Source organism: Listeria grandensis, assembly GCF_014322885.1.
GTDB lineage: Bacteria > Bacillota > Bacilli > Lactobacillales > Listeriaceae > Listeria_A > Listeria_A grandensis.
Map to the genome: position 1 here is coordinate 229,859 of NZ_JAASUG010000003.1, position 18,992 is coordinate 248,850.

Genomic DNA, 18,992 nt, shown 5'->3' on the forward strand with positions numbered 1-18,992 from the left:
GATTATTACTTGTTTCGAGCTATTTTCATCGTTTTTAGAAAGTCATCACGCTACGGCGTGACAACAACTTCCTCTGTATCTAATAAATTATCTTTCACATCATATACTAAAACTTCTACTTTCTGAGTATCCGCTTTGATTATATCGCTTGCATAAGATTTAATTGTGCCATCGATAACCTCTCCACGAAAATAGGTTTTCCCGTCCACTCTTAACTTCATTTTCACAACATCTCCAGTATACTTACCTGTGATATATTTGCTGCTTATAAGGCTGTAATTGTCAGGAGTGACACTTCCTTGGCTGAATGGATTTACAACAACTTCCTCTGTATCCAATAAATTATCTTTCACATCATATACTAAAACTTCTACTTTCTCAGTATCCGCTTTGATTATATCGTGTGCATATGCCTTAATTTTGCCATCGATAACCTCTCCACGAAAATAGGTTTTCCCGTCCACTCTTAACTTCATTTTCACAACATCTCCGGTATACTTACCTGTGATATATTTGCTGCTTATAAGGCTGTAATTGTCAGGAGTGACACTTCCTTGGCTGAATGGATTTACAACAACTTCCTCTGTATCCAATAAATTATCTTTCACATCATATACTAAAACTTCTACTTTCTCAGTATCCGCTTTGATTATATCGTGTGCATATGCCTTAATTTTGCCATCGATAACCTCTCCACGAAAATAGGTTTTCCCGTCCACTCTTAACTTCATTTTCACAACATCTCCGGTATACTTACCTGTGATATATTTGCTGCTTATAAGGCTGTAATTGTCAGGAGTGACACTTCCTTGGCTGAATGGATTTACAACAACTTCCTCTGTATCCAATAAATTATCTTTCACATCATATACCAAAACTTCTACTTTCTGAGTATCCGCTTTGATTATATCGTGTGCATAAGCCTTAATTTTGCCATCGATAACCTCTCCACGAAAATAGGTTTTCCCGTCCACTCTTAACTTCATTTTCACAACATCTCCAGTATACTTACCTGTGATATATTTGCTGCTTATAAGGCTGTAATTGTCAGGAGTGACACTTCCTTGACCAAGGTAATCCTTGACGTTTACTGTTTTCGTACCAATGACTGTATCCTTTGCGTCAAATGCAATGATTTCTGCTTGTTCTGTTTTAGACTTAATCTTGTCCTTAGCATAAAAACGGAAATTCCCGTCCTTTACTTCTCCACCAGAGTGTACTTTATCCCCAACCTTTAATTTTATATGATGTACACCTTGCATCGCAGTACCTGTCACGTAGGAATCCCGTACCAACATGAAATCATCTGGTGTTATGGAGTCCAAAAGTCTGAACGCTTTTTTTACTAATTCAACCATTGCGTAATAATCGGAATCATTAATTTGCCCTTGTAAACTTGCTACTTTGGCTTGCATTTCTTGTAATTGCATATAGCTGACACCTTGTTTTAGTGCATCAAAATTTGTATCTACAAACAGGTTATCAATCGGTTCCCAGTGTTGCTTATACTTTTCTGTCACATTTAAAGAGTAAATGCTTGCTCTTGATATTTGGTATTCTTTATTGCTGAATGCAAAACGTACTTCTGCTGAACGCCTATCGATATTCAAATTATCTGCATTACTCAAATGAAATTCTTGTATCAACTTTTTTGGAGTCCCTTCACCAACAACAACCTCATTGGAATACACCTCGTCCTTCAAGTCCACAAAGCCTAGTTTGGCAGTTGCTTTTCCACCAAAACCATTTTTAACCACTTCTGCAGTAGTTATATATGTGCGCCCTTCGATGCCATAGATTTGTTGCCGCATACCAACAAAGAACTCGGTCTCATTAACACTTGGCAATTCAAATACCATACCAGCCGACTCTGGACGGCTCTTGAAACTCTCGCTGTTATTCATAAAAATAAGTGGGGTGTTCATATAGATATCTATTTCGCCATATTTAATAAGTGGTCTTACACTTGGATCTTTCACGTGATCCGTAAATGTGCTCCAATTTCCATAACGACTCGGTTCAAAAGTCCCGTTGTTATAGAATGAGATATTACGAAGCAAATTATCACGGTCATATTGGCTTGGTAATAAAGAGTACGCAATTTCAATATCTTTTAACATCTTCGTTTTCATTTCTGAATCGGTAAGTGCCTTGACTTCCTCTTCTGCAGATTGGATATGGGTAACATCTGTGTTGTTGATTTGTGTGCGTTCTTCGTCACTAAATAACTTTGCGACCGATTGATCTGCTAATAGCGTATATGCACGAAGTAGCAAATCGCGCATAACATGGTACTCTTCTCTGTATTCCTCATCAGAAATAGAATCATATACCGCATCAATATCAGCTTTATCTACACCCGTGCTTAAATACCCATAAGTATCATTCCCAAATAACCCCTCAATCCGCGACCAAATTTCAGGATGTGTAAGGGTAACCCTTGGATTAGAAATTTCCATATTTTCTTTAAATCTGGCATTACCCCCATTGTACGCTGATTTTCCAACGATGAAGGAAGTTTCTTCTGATTCTGCAATATATGTTTTAGTTATCGTTTTCTTTGAATCGATAGTCAAGCTTTCCCTAGTTGTAAATTGATTATCTTCATTAAGAGGAAACGTATTTTTACTAACATCAAATAGGCCCACAAACGCTGCATAAGTCGCTAAACTAACATCTTTTTTCTCTAAGTCTACAGACGCTGTATAACTTCTACCTTTTGTCGTGTAAAAAGTTTGTCTAAACCCTGCTTCACGAGGAGTAAATCTAGCATCTGTAAGAAATTTCATCACATTATTGTCTACACGAACATATTTTTCGGCTGGCGCTTCACTGCCACCATTAATTACATGATACCCAGGCACATAACCACTTGGCGCCCCGAACGTCGACCGTGGCGAATAATAGATCGGTTCATAAGAATTAATACTTCTTTCAATAAAATAAGCCTGCCAACTAGAATAACGATTCACTCCTAAGCCATCACCAAAAAATGTCGTATTATTTAGTAATTGATCATAAGCGCCCTTCGCTTGTTGTCTTGTACTTGAATTCACGTTCTTATCCCTTACATTTGTTGACTTTTGAATTTTTTGTTCCGCTTTCTTTGTTAGTTCCTCTGCATAGATTGCAGTTGGGGGTATAAGCGTGCTCATAGCCATTGTAGCAACTGCTGTTATGGCAAGTAGCTTTTTCCCAAAATTTTCTATCGGTTTCATTTTATTACTCTCCTTTTTAATTTATTAACGGCGTTACATCTATTCTCTTGTTTTTACATGCAAGACACAATCTATTTTTGTAAAATTAGCGCATACGTGACGTATAAGTACACGTCTATAGATGCATCAAAAAAAAACTGATAGGAGCCATAATAATAATGACTTCATACCAGCTTTTCCTAGGTACTTATTTTTTCCAAAGACGACTTACAATTTTTCCAAGTTCCATTAAAATAACGGCGGCTAGTGCTAGTCCCGCTGCAATTCCCCACTCGCTTAAGCCAAACGTCTCTGGGATGGAGAAGATCTCGCGTGCACCTGGGAGCACTGTCACGCCATACAAGACGAAACATACAAGCACTGCATAGATAACGTATTTATTACTAAAAAATCCTGCTTCAAATGCAGTCAGCTTATTCGAACGAGCTGCAAATGTTTGCAATGTCCGCGCTAGAATCAAGGTTGTAAACGCCATCGCAACACTGATTTCAGGAGAATGCTGTAACCCGATGTATTGCGAAATAATAACCGCTACCCCGATTAATAGGCCACGCGTGACAACAGCCTGCATCGTTCCACCTGCAAAAATACCTTCTTTAATATCTCGTGGCTTCCGTTCCATCACGTCTGGCTCTGCTTTTTCCATGCCAAGCGCTATCGCTGGTAATGAATCGTTGACCAAGTTGATAAACAGCAATTGAAGTGCTGTAAATGGATTGATCCAGTCAAATACCAAAGCAAACAGAATCGCAATAATCGCACCTAAATTTCCCGCAAACAAATAGGCAATCGCTTTTTTTATGTTATCAAAAACGGTACGGCCAACTTCCACCGCGCTTACAATCGATACGAAATTATCATCCGTTAACACCATCGCCGACGCATCTTTGGCAACGTCTGTCCCGCTTCCCATCGCAACACCAATATCCGCTTGTTTCAAGGCTGGTGCATCATTTACACCGTCACCCGTCATCGAAGTTACCTTGCCTTTTTTCTGCCATGCTTTGACGATCCGAATTTTATTTTCAGGAGAGACACGTGCGTACACCGAAATATGTTCCAGCTTTTCATCTAGCTCTTGCTCTGATAAGGCATCGAGCTCTTGGCCTGTCAGCGCGATATCATCCGGTTCCATCAAACCAATATCACGTCCAATCGCTTGTGCTGTCGTCTTGTGATCCCCGGTAATCATCACCGTTCGAATTCCGGCTTTTTTCGACTCTTCAATCGCGGAATAAACCGCTTCACGTGGCGGGTCAATCATCGCCGTCAAACCAACGAGCACCAAATCATGCTCATCGTCCAAATCAACATCCGACTGCGAGCCGTCCAAACGCTTATACGCATAAGCTAGAACCCGTAACGCCTGATTCGAAAAGTCCTCATTCGCCTGCATCAAACTGGCCTTCAATTCCTCCGTAAGCGGCTGTTCTTTGCCATCCAAGAATACCTGGCTACAGCGCGCGAACACGACATCCGGTCCACCTTTGGTCAGCATCGCTTTTTGCCCGTCGAACGTGTGCATCGTCGACATCAACTTCCGCTCCGAGTCAAACGGAATCTCCGCTTCCCGTAAATAACGCTCACGAATCTCGTTGTAATTCTTATTGTTCTTATTACTAAACGCGATCAGCGCAACCTCCGTTGGGTCTCCAAGTTCAAGCCCCTCCTCATTGATGTTCGAGTCATTACAAAGCACCGCGATATGAATCAACCGACGCTCACCCTCCGACCATGTATCCGGTGTATCCGGGAAAACTTCTTGCGTCCCGTCCGGCAAATAATAATCCACCACGGTCATCTTGTTTTGCGTCAACGTCCCCGTCTTATCCGTACAAATCACACTCGTTGAACCGAGCGTCTCGACAGCCGGCAGTTTCCGAATAATCGCATGCCTTTTTGCCATCTTATTCGTTCCGACCGACAACACAATCGTCACAATCGAAGACAACGCCTCCGGAATCGCCGCAACAGCCACTGCCACTGCGAACATAAACGCATTCAAAATCGCCTTCGTCATGTCGCCACTTCCGCCGCCAAACCAAACACGCCCCGCCTCAATGGCAAAAATCAAGATACAAAGAAGCAAAATCCCGATACCGAGTTTTTTACTAAAGCTCTCCAATTTTTGCTGTAAAGGGGTTTGCTTTGCTTCGGCGCTTTCCAACAAGCCTGCGATCTTCCCGATCTCCGTGCCACCGCCCGTTTCCGTTACGACAAAAGCTCCTCGTCCATAAACGACTAATGCCCCGCTAAACACCATGTTTTTCCGATCACCTAAGGCCACCTCATCCGAAATTGCCCGTACATGTTTTTCTACCGCTTCTGATTCACCCGTCAACATCCCCTCGTCGACTTTCAACGAACCACTTTCAAAAACTCGTCCGTCCGCCGGAATGAAATCACCAGCATCAAGCAATACGATATCACCCTTCACAAGTTCCCGCGCAGCTATCGTCAGCTTTTCTCCGTTCCTGATCACCTTTGCCAGAGGCGCCGACATCTCCTTGAGCGCATCAAGCGAACCCTCCGCCTTCCGCGTCTGCACCACACTAATAACCGAATTCAAAAGTAGCACCGCAAAAATGATAAGCGACTCCACAACCTCACCCAGCAAAATTTGCACAAGCGCTGCGGCAAGTAGCACAATAACCATCGGATCCTTAAACGTCTCTAAAAACAGTTTCCATAGAGGATCTTTCAACTTGTCTTTCAATTCATTATAACCATCCCGCTCCAACCGATTCGCCACTTCCGTCGCTGTCAAACCAGTTTTCGCAGAAGTTTCTAACTCTTCTAATACTTTTTCTGCCTCTTCCTGATACCTCGCCATTCCCAAAACACCTCTTTTTTTACAATATACTATCCATTATACCCGAAAAATCTCATCTTTAAATCAAAAAAACGCGAAATCCTCTAAAAGATTTCGCGTTTTCGCATGCGTATTATTTTAAGAAAAAATATATCTGTATCGGTGCGCTGAACTATTCTTTTAAATCCGACATCTTTGCTTTCCCCATCAAAAGCATCGTGAAGAATGCCAAACTTAGCGGAATCAGCGTCCAAAGGAAAGTTTGTGCGATTGAGCTACACAACACTTCGGTCACTTTATCCAAAATTTCGGTCGGAATTTTCGCGCGCAATTCTGGTGATAAAATCGCACGGCTATCCACATGTTTGAACATCTCAGGAACGCCATCCGCAAACAGGTTTCGCTGTACTACGCCATAAATCGTAATCCCAACAGTCATCCCAAACGAGCGAATAAAATTATTCGTCGCACTCGCTGTCCCGCGCTCACTCGGATTAATTTTATACAGACTCGCCGTTCCAAGAATCGAGAACGAAGGCCCGATTCCTACACCTAGCATCACCATGTAAATCGTCAACATGTAACGCGGCGTATCCGGCGTCAGCGTCCCAAACAGGATCGTCGTCACAAACGTCAAAATCCCTGCACAAATCATGATCGCGCGAAAACTAAAACGATTCGCCAAGTTCCCCGAAACAGCCGCCATCACGCTTGTCCCAACCATCATCGGCAGGAGTAACAAGCCTGAATTCGTCGCCGTTCCACCATCGACACCTTGCACATACAGCGGGATATAAATCGTCGCAACCATGAAGACTCCACCGTACAGCATCCCCGTCAGCACCGTCCCTAAATAGACATGACGCTTAAACAAATAAAACGGTAAAATCGGATCTGATGCGCGACGCTCCACAAAAATCAGCACAATCATCGCGATGACAAACAGAGCAAACAATCCTAAAATCTGTACTGAGTCCCATGCATACGTTTGGCCACCAAGCTCGAGTCCAAACATTAAAGCAACCGTCCCGCCAACGAGGAAGAACGCGCCCAGCCAATCAATTTTAGCTTTATTATGTTTCGGCGATTCTTTATAAAAAATACTAATTAAGAATAAGGCCACAATCCCAATCGGCACGTTGATATAGAAAATCCAATGCCAGCTAATGTGATCCGTAATAAATGCGCCAAGTAGCGGTCCAACAACGCTTGATAGGCCGAATACAGCGCCGAACCAACCGCCCACACTCGCTCTTTTTTCTAGCGGTAACACGTCCCAAATAATCGTGAACGCGATCGGCATTAACGCACTACCACCAACGCCTTGAATCGCACGATAAATGGCCAGTTGCGTCATCGTTTCCGCCGTTCCGCAAAGAATCGAACCAATTAAAAATAAGGTAATCCCGAACACATAGAACCGTTTCCGTCCATACATATCCGATAATTTTCCGAAAATCGGCATCCCTGCCATCTCCGCAACTAAGTACGCTGACGTAATCCAAACATACTTATCAAGTCCCCCTAAATCCCCTACAATTGTTCCCATACTCGCTGCAACAATTGTGTTGTCAAGAGAAGAAACAAAGATTCCAAGCATTAACGCGACTAATACCGGAACTATTTTCGTTTCTGTTTTCGCCATTTTTCTCACCCTTCTTGATCGTAACCATGTATAATAGAACTATCACGGCTTATCCTTTTAATTTAACACTGTTAAATTATATCCTTATTCCCTTTAAAATAAAATCAGTCTAAAGGAGTATTTTTAGTGAGCAAAAAAAGAAATCTAACAAAAGAAAAGATAATTCTAGCCTCATTAGAAGTTTTACAGAAGAACGGTATCCAAAGTTTATCGATGCGCAAAGTGGCCGAAGCGATGAATGTACAAGCCCCCGCGCTCTATTGGCATTTCAAAAATAAACAGGACTTGCTTCAAGGTTTGGCGAGTTACATCTCCGCTCAGATTGAGCTACCTGATCCGGCGCTTTCGTGGCAGGAGAAAACACGCTGGCTTGCAATGCGAAGTCATCATGCCATGTGTGCAGTTCCTGACGGTGCCGAAATCATGATGAAAACAATTCCGATCGACATTTACCGTTTGAAAATGATTGATTGCCTGTTCGTCGCTTTCTTGGAAGCCGGTTTCGATGATGATCAGACACTGGCGTTATGCAATCTAATCGACAACTACGTGACGGGGATCGCGATCGATGAGGCCTCTCAAGAACGCACCCTAAACGAAGTCGGCCCAGAAAAGATTCATGATTTGTTTGCCTCGATGTTTGAGCGCGAGGATACGCAAGACTTGCGCGTACTACCTGTCATGAAAAAACACGCCCAGTCTGAGAGCCGATTTGATTTGAATTTTTCGTTTGGACTCGATGTCATTATTGCCGGTGCTGAAAAACTGCTTGACATGAATAAAGAAAGGTGATGGAATATGCGTCAAGATAAGCTTTTACAAGGAGAATTCATTTTTTTACGTCCACTACATCCGAACGATCTGGATGCGTATTATACGATGTTTTTTAACGAGGATGTTCGCCGTTTAACTGGAACAAAACAAGCGTTCACCTACCCTCAAATCGAGCAATATATCGCGACAAAATGGCAGGAAAGCGACGCTATCTTGTTACTGATTTGTTTGCAAGATACAGAAGAAGTCATTGGAGACATCGCAATTCAAGATATCGATACGACCAATCGCCATGCCAATTTACGCATTGCGATCAGCAAAACGGAACATCAAAGTAAAGGCTACGGTTCTGAGGCCATGCGGTTAATGCTTGATTATGGATTCGGCATTTTGAACCTACACAGAATTGAATTGAATGTCTTTGATTACAACAAACAAGCCACCCGTGCCTATGAAAAAGTCGGTTTCATAGTGGAAGGCATTCAGCGTGAAGCACTATTTTACAACCATACCTACCATGACTCCATCACGATGAGTATACTTGCTCGGGAATACCGCAAAAAATATCAAAAATAAAAGAAGGATGGGCGCTCGGCACAATAATGCCAGTCCCATCCTTATCTCTATTCGTTCCTCGAAAACTGAGCATCGTGCAACTGACGATACGCCCCCTTCTTCATCATTAATTCCGCGTGTGTTCCTTGCTCCGCGATTCCCGACTCGTTCACCACAATGATCCGGTCCGCATGTTTAATCGTTGCCAAGCGATGCGCGATAATCAATGTCGTCCTTCCCTTTGCCAATTCATCTAGTGATTGTTGGATCACAAGCTCCGTCTCCGTATCGAGTGCAGAAGTCGCCTCATCCAAAATTAAAATTGGCGGATTTTTCAAGAACATCCGAGCAATCGCAAGCCGTTGTTTTTGACCTCCAGAAAGTTTCACGCCACGTTCTCCAATCATAGTATCCAAACCATTTGGCATCTCGTTCACCACTTTTTCCAAATGCGCTAACCGCACCACGTACCAAATTTCCTCATCGGTTGCATCCAATTTCCCATAAGCGATATTCTCACGGATCGTTCCAGAAAACAAGAACACATCCTGTTGCACGACCCCAATCTGAGCGCGCAAAGACGCCAATGTCATCGCCCCAATATGCACACCGTCAATTGTAATCGCACCATCTGTCACATCATAAAAACGCGGTAACAAGTTACAAATCGTCGTTTTCCCAGCACCAGAAGGACCCACGAACGCGATCGTTTCCCCAGCTTTCACCGTCAAATCGACCCCATCCAGTACTTTTTTTCCAGAATCGTATTGAAATGACACATTTTCATAGCGAATATCTCCTCGTAAATGTCCCGCATCAACCGCTCCAGGTTTATCTAAAATCGATGGTTCTGTATCCATAACTTCGATGAACCGCTTAAATCCAGCAATCCCTTTCGGATAACTCTCAATCACCGCGTTAATCTTCTCAATTGGCCGCATAAAGACATTCGTCAACAAAATAAAGCTCACAAACTGCCCATACGAAATCCCATCATTAATCACGAAATAGGAGCCGAAAAACAAAGCAAACAGCGTAATCAAGCGCATTAAAAAGTAGTTAAACGAAAAACTAAATCCCATCACCTTGTAAAACATCAATTTTGATTTGCGATACGTCTGATTCAACTTGCCGAAACGCTCCCGCTCAAACCCCTCATTCGCAAACGCCTGCACAACACGCACACCACTAATCGCATTTTCTACACCTGCATTAAAGCTCCCCAAATCCTTGAAAATCTGCGTATTCACACCCGTCATCTTCTTGTTGAAAAAAATAATCAGCACCGTCAAAATCGGTACGAGTACAATCGTCATCACCGCCAGCTTCACATTAATCGTCATCATCAACAAGAACGCTCCAACAAGCGACATAATCGAGATAAAAATATCCTCTGGACCATGATGCGCGACCTCACCAATTTCAAACAGATCGGTGGTCATCCGCGACATCAATTTCCCCGTTTTCTGGTTGTCGTAATACTCAAACGGTTGCTTCTGCAAATGCGCGAACAAATCCCGACGCATATCCGTCTCAATATTGAGCCCCAACATATGCCCCCAATACGTCACAATATATTGCATAAACATATTCAAGAAATAAAAGAACAACAGCGCCAAAGCTGCCGTCACAATAAGTCCCCAATCCTTGTTAGGCAACAACTTATCGATCACCTGATTCACAGCTACCGGAAACGCTAACTCAAGTAATGCCGCAATTACCGCACACCCAAAATCGATTATAAATAAAAGCTTGTATGGCTTATAATAACTAAAAAATCGTTTTAACACCCAATTCTCCCCCTTCTTCTCACGGAAATTCCATTATAACAAAAAAATACACGCTTGCCTAATTGAGATTGATTCTCAATCAAAAAAAGTTCCCATTTCAATAGGAACTTCCTTTTTCTTATCTATTCCCGCCCAATTGACGGTTTTTCCTACGTCCAAATGGAATCATCGCAATCGCACCGAAAATCGTGCAGCTATAGTACGTAATCAAACGCCATAAAATGAGACCCATTACTAGTTTTTCCGGGCTGAGTACCATACCAAAAAACGAGGTAAAGCTATATTCCGCACCACCACTACCACCAGGCGTCGGAATCGAAGACGACAATTTCATAACAAAAGCGTGATACGTCATCACAGTCATCAAGCCAACATCCGTCACACCCATACTCAGCAACACAAAATAAGGAATGCTTAAATAAAAGAGCAACTGGACAACTGTGTAAAGCGTACATTCCCAAATCAGCCGCCGGTTCCCGCTAAAACGCACACTTTCCTCATGGAACGATGTAATTTTACTATCCGCATTTTCGCGAATGCCCGCACGACGTTCCTTTTTCACAAATAATAGCGCTGGTTTTAACAGAATATGCACGATCGCTGATGCCACACGCTCACTTTTAGCCACTGTAATCAAGCCGACAATGACCGCCAAATTGATGACGAAGCCAATCAGTATTAAATATTTAATCTCGAATGTCGTATGCCCCAATAACGGAAAACCGAAAATCAAGAAAAATACGAAGGTCCCCACGATCACCGCTTGGTAAATAATAAACTTGATTAAGAGCACAGAACTCCCAAGCCCAATATCTATTTTTCGTCGTGTCAACAAGTAAAGCTGAGCCGGCTGACCACCACTTGCAAACGGCGTCACAGAGTTGAAAAACTGCCCAATCATCGTAATTCGAAAGGACGTTCGTAACTTTAATGTCGGATCTGCAAGTTTTCCAAATCGCTGCAAAACAACCGACTCCAGCCACCAGTATAAAAACATTGCCAAACAAGCAATCCCGATATAACCTAAATTCACATTTTTTAAAACGTCCAGAACAACATTCCATTTGACATTACGAAATTGGAAAAAAATAAACCCAACACTAATCGCAACAACAAGTAAAATACTGATTACATGCCGGCTTGTATTTTTATTCATCTGCTTCTATCCCTTCAAAAGCCCGTCATAAAATTCCTGCCATAATCCAGTGAGTCTAGCTTCTGAATAATAGTCCGCTCCTTTTTTAGCACCATCTTTCGCCGTTTGCATATATGCTGGATCCTTTGCCATCCGCTCCAACTCGCCCTGAAATAAAGCAACATCAGAGGCCTGCATATAATTGCCCGCAAGAATGCCCTCATACAGCTCCAAATCCCGCAACAACACAGCAAGCCCACTGCTCATACCTTCTAAAATCGCCATCGGAAACAGCTCATTAAATGACGGCAAGAAAAGCACATCCGCCATATTATAATATGCATTCATATCCGCACGCTCCACAATCCCTGGAAACTGAACGTTTTTCGGCGGATGATCATAAATTTCCTTCAGCTCTTTATACCCAGCCGTAATTTTCCCAAAAGAAAAACCGCCAGCCCAAATAAATTGCATCTCTGGTAACTTTTTGGCGACTTCAATAAAATCGAGAACGCCTTTACGATGCTGCACTTGCCCCACACCAATCGCGACGAAAGCATCCGGTGCAATACCATGTTCTCGGCGCAATGCTAACTTTTCTGCGCCAGACATTGGATAGAATGTTTTCGCTGACACAAAATTCGGTATATATTTAATTTTCTCTTTTGGAATGCCGTACGCTACTAATTGCGGAATAAATGACGGGTTCACAACAACGAGCACGTCCATCCGTTTATAAAATAGAATAACGTATTTATAAAAAATCTTTTTTGCAATCCAAGGTAGTTTCAGACTCTCGTCCAAAGTTTCCGGTAAAAAATGCACATATCCAACCATCACACCACGCCGCTTCCTCCTAAAAGTGGATAAGAAAAACGGAAAATCGATCGTGTGATAGTGTGTGATGTCAGATTTGCGATATGTATTAATGGCGATGTCATACTTATCCGCATGATGCGTTGTCATTAAGTTAATGAGCTCGCGATACGCAGAAGCTACCCCCTGTCCCTTCACTTTTTCTGCAGAGGATAGCATCGTAATTCTATTCATGGTATTTTCTCACTTTCTTTTCACGTTTTTGGAGTACTGCTGCTGGAATGCTTAACACATAATTGCTCACCGTATACTGATCTAACGGCTCATAAGTTCTTTCTCCATCGATCCAGCCATAATTCTCACACGTTTCCATGTATAATTGTTCAATGTTGGCGCCGAATTGTTCTGCTGAAAAGCTTTGAATATGGTGCAATGCGTTTGTGACCAAGCGACCTGCCATATCCTTCTCCTGCAACAATCCACAAATCATTTCTGGCAATTCTGCATCTGTTCTAAAACTTCGACCCGTTATGCGGTCCAACACAAGGCCTTCGTTACTCCGATCCGTTTTGGCAATCACAGGAATGCCCGAAGCCATCGCCTCAATGTAGGTCATGCCTTGCGTTTCTGATGTAGAAGCACTGACAAACACATCTCCTAATTGATAAAAACGACCAATCGTTTCCCAATCCTGCTCTCCTGCAAAAATGACTGATTTCGAAATATCTTCTGTAAACGCCAGTTCTTCCAACTCCTTGCGAGCTGGGCCATCCCCGACGATGAGTAATTTCGCATTCGGTATCTTCGCAAGCACACTCGGAAAGGCCTTCACGATAATATCAATGCCTTTTTCTTGCGCGACACGACCAACTGAGACCACCACTTTATCATTTGGCGCAATGCCAAGAGCAGCCCTCGTATGTTGCAAATTCGTTTTATCAAAACGGTCGGCTTTAAACGATTGAAATTCCGTTCCTGTTGGGATAATGCGAATATGATTCGGAATACCATAACGACGTAGCGACGTTTGTACCTTCTCTGTTGGGACAATAACCGTATCCATCGACTCACAAAAAGCACGGCTTAGTCGCTGTACAACGCCTTGAGTAATCAGTTTACCCTTGCCGATATAATGCAAGTAATCCTCATACATCGTGTGATACGTATGCAAAACAGGTAGGTCGAATTTTTTCGCCATTTTTTTCCCGATTAGCCCCATCGAAAACTCGGTATGGGTATGAATAACATCAATTTCTAAACGTCTGATCAAATGGGCTACCTTCTGTGTTCCAGCAACCGCAATTCGGCGCTCAGGAAAAAACACAAACGGAATGCTTGAAAAACGGAATACTTTCCCTTGCTCCGCCTCCAAGTCAGCCTGTGGATCTGAGGTTGTAAATATATATACATTATGTCCTCGTTTTGTTAACTCTTTTTCCATCGTCTTAATTGATGTTGCCACACCGCTAATCTGCGGAAAAAAAGTATCTGTAAAAATGCCTATGTTCACTGTTTTCGCCTTCCCTCCACACCATGATAAAGTACCATCGTGCCTTTGCCAAAGCCTGTTTTTATTTTAAGCTTAAAGTCATCCATCCTTATTATAACAAAAATCCAGATAAAAAATCATTTTATTTTTCAATATTTCTGTAACGCAACCATATCTAACTCTATTATGCAACAATCTTCAACAATTTACCTAGGCCTATGGTTTGATTTTTCCTCATTCTTACGTCCTTTTATACAAAGATAACTTTTTCGATGATCTCTATTTTGGGATCAAGTGACATCGCAACAGGACACGATTTTTTAACAAGGTGGAGCGCCTTTTCAGCTTTCGCTTGATCTGCGTCGCCTACTTTCAATGTGAAGGTAACCTCAATTTTCTTTAAAACACGCACAACTGCTTCCTGATCTTGCTCAAATGTCACATGAATATTTTCGATCGTATAATCAATTCGCTTCTTTTCTAGAATAGCGTCGTATACATATCCGCTACACGCTGCTACTGCTGCCACCGTTGCTTGTGTTGGTGAAAAACCAGTATCGCGATTTAACTGCCAATTTCCATTCTCATGGATCACATCAAACCCATTCGCGCCTCTTACTAAATCCATTCTCTCATTCCTCCTAATACACTTCATAATTCTGGCCTGTTTGTCCGCCTAAAACACTTTTAACAAAAGCTTGGGCCACTTTTTCTGCGGGAACTGGGTTAAAACCGACGAAGAAGTCAGCATACTTATCCCAAGATTCCTGCAATACGTTGGGGCTTACACTATTTATCCGAATCCCACGCGGTGTCTCAATCGCTGCCGATTTAACAAAGGCGCGGATGCCACCGTTCACCATTGCCGCTGAAGCTCCTTGCTTGATTGGATCATCCATCATAATCCCAGTCACCAAAGTGAAGCTACCGCCATCTTGGATATGATCCAAACCAAGCAGAACAAGATTCATCTGACCTTTTAGCTTACTGTCAATAGATTGTTGATTGTCTTCCGGCGTCATTGTTTCAAGTGGACCAAAATAAGCCGCTCCTGCTGCAACAATAACCGCGTCTACTTTCCCAACATGCGCATACATTGCTTGAATGCTCGCAACCGATGTCATGTCAAGCATCACATCGGCGCCTTTACGACTTGCTGTTATAATTGTATGTTCCTTTTCAAGCTTTGCAATAATTGCTTTTCCAATCGTTCCAGTCGCTCCAACTAATACTATTTTCAACAAAAATTCCCCCTTAAAACTAATCCGAGTTCCGTCGCATCGTTTTAGTATTAGCGACAAAAAGTGAAACTAATAGTACCAGAATGGCACTGGACAAAAATAATGTCGATGCTGCACTTTTATGATCGAGAATGATATAGCGCACAATGGCAGTAATTCCGATATAAATAAAGTACCGTAACGGAAAATGATAACCCATCTCAAAGTATTTAATAATCAAAGCTAAAAACTCAAAATAAAGAAAGAAAACTAATATTTCTTCTGTGATCTGATAAAAATTTTCCGAAGCATCGTAAAAGATACTATAAAAAATCTCCCATACTTCTTTAAACAACGAAATAACGAGTGTGATCGCGACTAAGATTAAGGCTAAATTAAGTGCCGCTCGCAACAACCGTGGTGTTCTGTCTGACCATCTTTTAATAAAATCCATCTGCTCACAACTCCTCTCATGTGTTCTCTATTGTACCAGATTTTAGCCTACAATTCATTTCTGATGGTCCTCACTAAAAAGCTGTACCCGCATCGCTTACAAAACACGATACGGGCACAGCTTTTTGGTTAAGATGGTGCGTCGGTGTTTTCTTCTACTTTTTGAACGAAGGTTTCGAATAAAGGACACATTTCGTCGTCCTGTTTCACCATGATTTCTGGATGCCACTGCACGCCGACAACAAAGAGATTGCCTTCTCGCTCAAGGCCTTCGATCACACCGTCTGACGCCCAAGCCGTCGCATGAAATTCATCGGCTATATCCCGAATTACTTGGTGGTGTAGCGAGTTAACCATGGTCTTCTCACCAAAAATAGCACGGAGTTCCGATGCTGCTTTCGTCGTAATCGAGTGAATTGGAAAAACCGGATCTGTGCGTTGTAAATGCTGGCGTTCAATCCCCTGTGCATAGCTGATATCTTGATACAATGTCCCACCAAAAGCCACATTCATCAACTGCACACCACGACAAATCGCTAGTACTGGCTTATTTTGTGCCAGCGTCTCTTTCAATAATTCGATTTCATAAATATCCCGTTCGGGTAGCGTTGCGCTGAGTTCTGCGAGCGGTTCTTCTCCATATAAGAATGGCGAAATATCATCGCCTCCTGTAAGCACTAAGCCGTCAATGCGCGCCACAATCTCCTTCGCATAACCACCTTGCGTCACTGGTAAAATAATCGGCGCACCCCCTGCTTTTGCGATCGCCTTCACGTACGTATCATTTACTGTCGCGCGCGGCTCAAAAATATTTTGTGGAAACTCCATACTGCGGAGCGTTCCTGAAATTCCAATGATAACTGTCATCGCTAACCATCTCCTCCACTAGTCTGCCACACAACCTACTTAAAAATATTTGTAAGCTTCTTCGATTAAAATTTATTCTAAGCACTTCTCTATTATACTACATAACCGTTTTTCAAAATTCGAATCATCTGCCTTGCGAATATTTGTACAGTTATTTATAATGAACTATACCAATTATTAAATAACGGCTCTATTAAAAGGAGGATTTATATTTATGCAAACAGACCAATTCAAATATTTAAGTTTGTTATCTCGTAATTATCCGACCATTGCAAGTACAGCCACTGAAATTATTAATTTAGAAGCCATTCTCAATCTCCCAAAAGGGACCGAACATTTTTTGAGTGACCTGCACGGGGAATATGAAGCGTTTGAACAAGTGATTCGTAACGGTTCAGGTGTCGTCAAACGTAAAATCCATGATGTTTTCGGCGATCGTTTGACCGATGAGGAAATGAATGGCCTGGCGACATTGATTTATTATCCCGAACAAAAGCTAGATTTGATTCTAGAGACAACGGAGCATTTAGATTTTTGGTATAAGAGTACACTTTTTCAATTGATTGAGCTTTCTGTGCATGTTTCGTCTAAGTATACACGTTCGAAAGTCCGCAAAGCAATGCCGGCAGATTTTGAATATATTTTGCAAGAATTGTTGCATGAAAACCATTTGGTGATGGATAAGTCGCTTTATTATCAAGAAATTATTGCGAGTATTATTTCGCTTGATCGAGCTGGGGAATTTATCGGCGCCCTTGCACGCCTCATTCAGCGTCTTGTTGTCGATCATTTACATATCGTTGGCGATGTTTATGATCGTGGACCTTATCCTGATAAGATTATGGATTCGTTGATGGCATATCATTCACTTGATTTTCAGTGGGGCAATCACGATATGCTCTGGATGGGCGCTGCGAGTGGATCGCGTGTTTGTCTGGCGAATGTATTACGCATTTCGAGTCGTTATCTAAATTTGGATATTATTGAGGATAGTTATGGCATCTCGATTCGGCCATTAGCACTTTTTGCGGAGGAAAATTATAGGGATGATCCTTGTACTGCCTTTTTACCGCAGCAGACGGCGATAACGGAGCAGAGCACGACGGAAATTAATCAGATTGCACGGATGCATAAGGCGATTGCGGTTATTCAGTTTAAACTGGAAGGCGAGATTATTGCACGTCATCCTGAGTTTGAGATGGAGCATCGTTTACTACTTGATATGGTCGATTATGCGGCTGGGACGGTGACAATAAAAGGGAAAACGTATCCGTTAACAGATACGCATTTCCCGACGATTGACCCCGATAATCCTTATGCACTAACGGATAGCGAGCATGAGCTGATCGATAAACTCACCGCTTCTTTTAAAAACTGTGAAAAATTGCAACGCCACGTCTCCTTTCTTTACGCCAAGGGTAGCATGGTGCTGACTTATAATAACAACTTGCTGTATCATGGTTGCATTCCGCTAAACGAAGATGGCAGTTTCATGGAGATGACGCTAAAAGGTCAACGTTTTTCTGGACGCGCCCTTTTGAATCAGTTTGAGCAAATCGCACGGGAAGGTTATTTTCGGACAAGTGGCACCCCTGAGAAAAAATATGCGCTTGATATCGTCTGGTATTTATGGACGGGCGCCGCATCTTCTCTATTTGGAAAAAGTGAGATGACAACTTTTGAACGGTACTTTGTCGCGGATAAAGAAACCCATGTCGAGAAGAAGAATGCCTATTATAAACTGCGAAACGAAGAAGCCACCTGCCATCAGATCTTAGCAGAATTTGATTTGGATACGAGTGGTCATATTATTAATGGGCACACACCTGTAAAAGAAGGGAAAGGCGAAAGTCCGATTAAAGCTGGTGGCAAGATGCTAGTCATCGATGGCGGCTTCTCCCCTGCTTATCAAAAAACAACAGGTCTTGCGGGATATACGCTACTGTACAACTCCTTTGGCTTGCAGCTGGTCTCCCATCAGCCATTCACCTCCACAGAAGACGCCATTCAAAAAGAAACCGACATTCTCTCGACGCGCCAAGTGATTGAGACAGAAACCGAACGGAAGTTGGTTCGCGATACCGATATCGGTCAAGAATTATTGCAGCAAATCGACGAACTCAAATGCTTACTCCGTGCATACCGACAAGGCTTAATTAAAGAACGACATTAAAAAATATGTACATGCGCCTAAAGTAAGAATCGCATTACCTTTTTA

At 42.4% G+C, this 18,992-nt stretch carries 14 protein-coding genes; 3 read left to right on the top strand and 11 right to left on the bottom strand.

Annotated features, from left to right (window positions below; translation table 11 throughout):
- Positions 1 to 50: 50 nt before the first annotated feature.
- From HCJ54_RS06140 to HCJ54_RS06150, 3 genes are all read right to left on the bottom strand, one after another.
- Positions 51 to 3,218 (bottom strand): immunoglobulin-like domain-containing protein, encoded by a 3,168-nt coding sequence (locus HCJ54_RS06140; protein ID WP_187136994.1) that lies wholly within the window; start codon positions 3,216 to 3,218, stop codon positions 51 to 53.
- 187 nt (positions 3,219 to 3,405) lie between these two features.
- Complete coding sequence (locus HCJ54_RS06145; RefSeq protein WP_185525950.1) at positions 3,406 to 6,051, bottom strand: cation-translocating P-type ATPase; 2,646 nt, start codon at positions 6,049 to 6,051, stop codon at positions 3,406 to 3,408.
- A gap of 151 nt (positions 6,052 to 6,202) precedes the next feature.
- Entirely contained in the window at positions 6,203 to 7,675 is a 1,473-nt protein-coding gene (locus HCJ54_RS06150; RefSeq protein ID WP_036065348.1) for an MDR family MFS transporter, read from the bottom strand.
- A gap of 126 nt (positions 7,676 to 7,801) precedes the next feature.
- On the opposite strand from HCJ54_RS06150, the gene HCJ54_RS06155 reads away from it, so the two are divergent.
- Both HCJ54_RS06155 and HCJ54_RS06160 read left to right on the top strand, forming a co-directional pair.
- Positions 7,802 to 8,467 carry a TetR/AcrR family transcriptional regulator C-terminal domain-containing protein gene (locus tag HCJ54_RS06155; RefSeq protein WP_187136995.1) on the top strand — a complete coding sequence of 222 codons (666 nt, stop codon included), beginning with the start codon at positions 7,802 to 7,804 and terminating at the stop codon, positions 8,465 to 8,467.
- A 6-nt stretch (positions 8,468 to 8,473) separates the two neighbouring features.
- Entirely contained in the window at positions 8,474 to 9,025 is a 552-nt protein-coding gene (locus HCJ54_RS06160; protein WP_185525948.1) for a GNAT family N-acetyltransferase, read from the top strand.
- A 47-nt stretch (positions 9,026 to 9,072) separates the two neighbouring features.
- Here HCJ54_RS06160 and HCJ54_RS06165 read toward each other — a convergent pair whose 3' ends face one another.
- The 8 genes from HCJ54_RS06165 to HCJ54_RS06200 form a co-directional block, all read right to left on the bottom strand.
- The gene (locus HCJ54_RS06165; protein WP_187136996.1) at positions 9,073 to 10,794 is read right to left on the bottom strand and encodes an ABC transporter transmembrane domain-containing protein; all 1,722 of its coding nucleotides are present in this window, start codon (positions 10,792 to 10,794) and stop codon (positions 9,073 to 9,075) included.
- A 118-nt stretch (positions 10,795 to 10,912) separates the two neighbouring features.
- On the bottom strand, positions 10,913 to 11,950 hold the full coding sequence (locus HCJ54_RS06170; RefSeq protein WP_185411477.1) for a lysylphosphatidylglycerol synthase transmembrane domain-containing protein: 1,038 nt from the start codon (positions 11,948 to 11,950) through the stop codon (positions 10,913 to 10,915).
- Between the two features lie 6 nt (positions 11,951 to 11,956).
- Positions 11,957 to 12,979: a glycosyltransferase family 4 protein gene (locus tag HCJ54_RS06175; RefSeq protein ID WP_187136997.1), complete on the bottom strand. Its 1,023-nt coding sequence runs from the start codon at positions 12,977 to 12,979 to the stop codon at positions 11,957 to 11,959.
- Positions 12,972 to 14,255: a glycosyltransferase gene (locus HCJ54_RS15620; protein ID WP_187136998.1), complete on the bottom strand. Its 1,284-nt coding sequence runs from the start codon at positions 14,253 to 14,255 to the stop codon at positions 12,972 to 12,974. Before HCJ54_RS15620 ends, HCJ54_RS06175 begins: the two co-directional genes overlap by 8 nt.
- 229 nt (positions 14,256 to 14,484) lie before the next feature.
- Complete coding sequence (locus HCJ54_RS06185; RefSeq protein WP_187136999.1) at positions 14,485 to 14,862, bottom strand: OsmC family protein; 378 nt, start codon at positions 14,860 to 14,862, stop codon at positions 14,485 to 14,487.
- Positions 14,863 to 14,875: 13 nt separating this feature from the next.
- Complete coding sequence (locus HCJ54_RS06190; RefSeq protein WP_187137000.1) at positions 14,876 to 15,475, bottom strand: short chain dehydrogenase; 600 nt, start codon at positions 15,473 to 15,475, stop codon at positions 14,876 to 14,878.
- 19 nt (positions 15,476 to 15,494) lie between these two features.
- Positions 15,495 to 15,908 carry a phosphate-starvation-inducible protein PsiE gene (gene psiE, locus HCJ54_RS06195; RefSeq protein ID WP_036065362.1) on the bottom strand — a complete coding sequence of 138 codons (414 nt, stop codon included), beginning with the start codon at positions 15,906 to 15,908 and terminating at the stop codon, positions 15,495 to 15,497.
- Positions 15,909 to 16,036: 128 nt separating this feature from the next.
- Positions 16,037 to 16,774: a gamma-glutamyl-gamma-aminobutyrate hydrolase family protein gene (locus HCJ54_RS06200; protein WP_187137001.1), complete on the bottom strand. Its 738-nt coding sequence runs from the start codon at positions 16,772 to 16,774 to the stop codon at positions 16,037 to 16,039.
- Positions 16,775 to 16,988: 214 nt separating this feature from the next.
- Here HCJ54_RS06200 and HCJ54_RS06205 point away from each other — a divergent pair, with 214 nt between their 5' ends.
- The gene (locus HCJ54_RS06205; RefSeq protein WP_187137002.1) at positions 16,989 to 18,947 is read left to right on the top strand and encodes a fructose-1,6-bisphosphatase; all 1,959 of its coding nucleotides are present in this window, start codon (positions 16,989 to 16,991) and stop codon (positions 18,945 to 18,947) included.
- Positions 18,948 to 18,992: the final 45 nt, after the last annotated feature.

Excerpts from the sequence above, each read along its gene's own strand:
- HCJ54_RS06145 (WP_185525950.1), bottom strand. The coding sequence starts at position 6,051 with ATGGCGAGGTATCAGGAAGAGGCAGAAAAAGTATTAGAAGAGTTAGAA.
- HCJ54_RS06205 (WP_187137002.1), top strand. The coding sequence starts at position 16,989 with ATGCAAACAGACCAATTCAAATATTTAAGTTTGTTATCTCGTAATTAT.
- HCJ54_RS06150 (WP_036065348.1), bottom strand. The coding sequence starts at position 7,675 with ATGGCGAAAACAGAAACGAAAATAGTTCCGGTATTAGTCGCGTTAATG.
- psiE (WP_036065362.1), bottom strand. The coding sequence starts at position 15,908 with ATGGATTTTATTAAAAGATGGTCAGACAGAACACCACGGTTGTTGCGA.
- HCJ54_RS06200 (WP_187137001.1), bottom strand. The coding sequence starts at position 16,774 with ATGACAGTTATCATTGGAATTTCAGGAACGCTCCGCAGTATGGAGTTT.
- HCJ54_RS06170 (WP_185411477.1), bottom strand. The coding sequence starts at position 11,950 with ATGAATAAAAATACAAGCCGGCATGTAATCAGTATTTTACTTGTTGTT.
- HCJ54_RS06160 (WP_185525948.1), top strand. The coding sequence starts at position 8,474 with ATGCGTCAAGATAAGCTTTTACAAGGAGAATTCATTTTTTTACGTCCA.
- HCJ54_RS06185 (WP_187136999.1), bottom strand. The coding sequence starts at position 14,862 with ATGGATTTAGTAAGAGGCGCGAATGGGTTTGATGTGATCCATGAGAAT.
- HCJ54_RS06175 (WP_187136997.1), bottom strand. The coding sequence starts at position 12,979 with ATGAATAGAATTACGATGCTATCCTCTGCAGAAAAAGTGAAGGGACAG.
- HCJ54_RS06140 (WP_187136994.1), bottom strand. The coding sequence starts at position 3,218 with ATGAAACCGATAGAAAATTTTGGGAAAAAGCTACTTGCCATAACAGCA.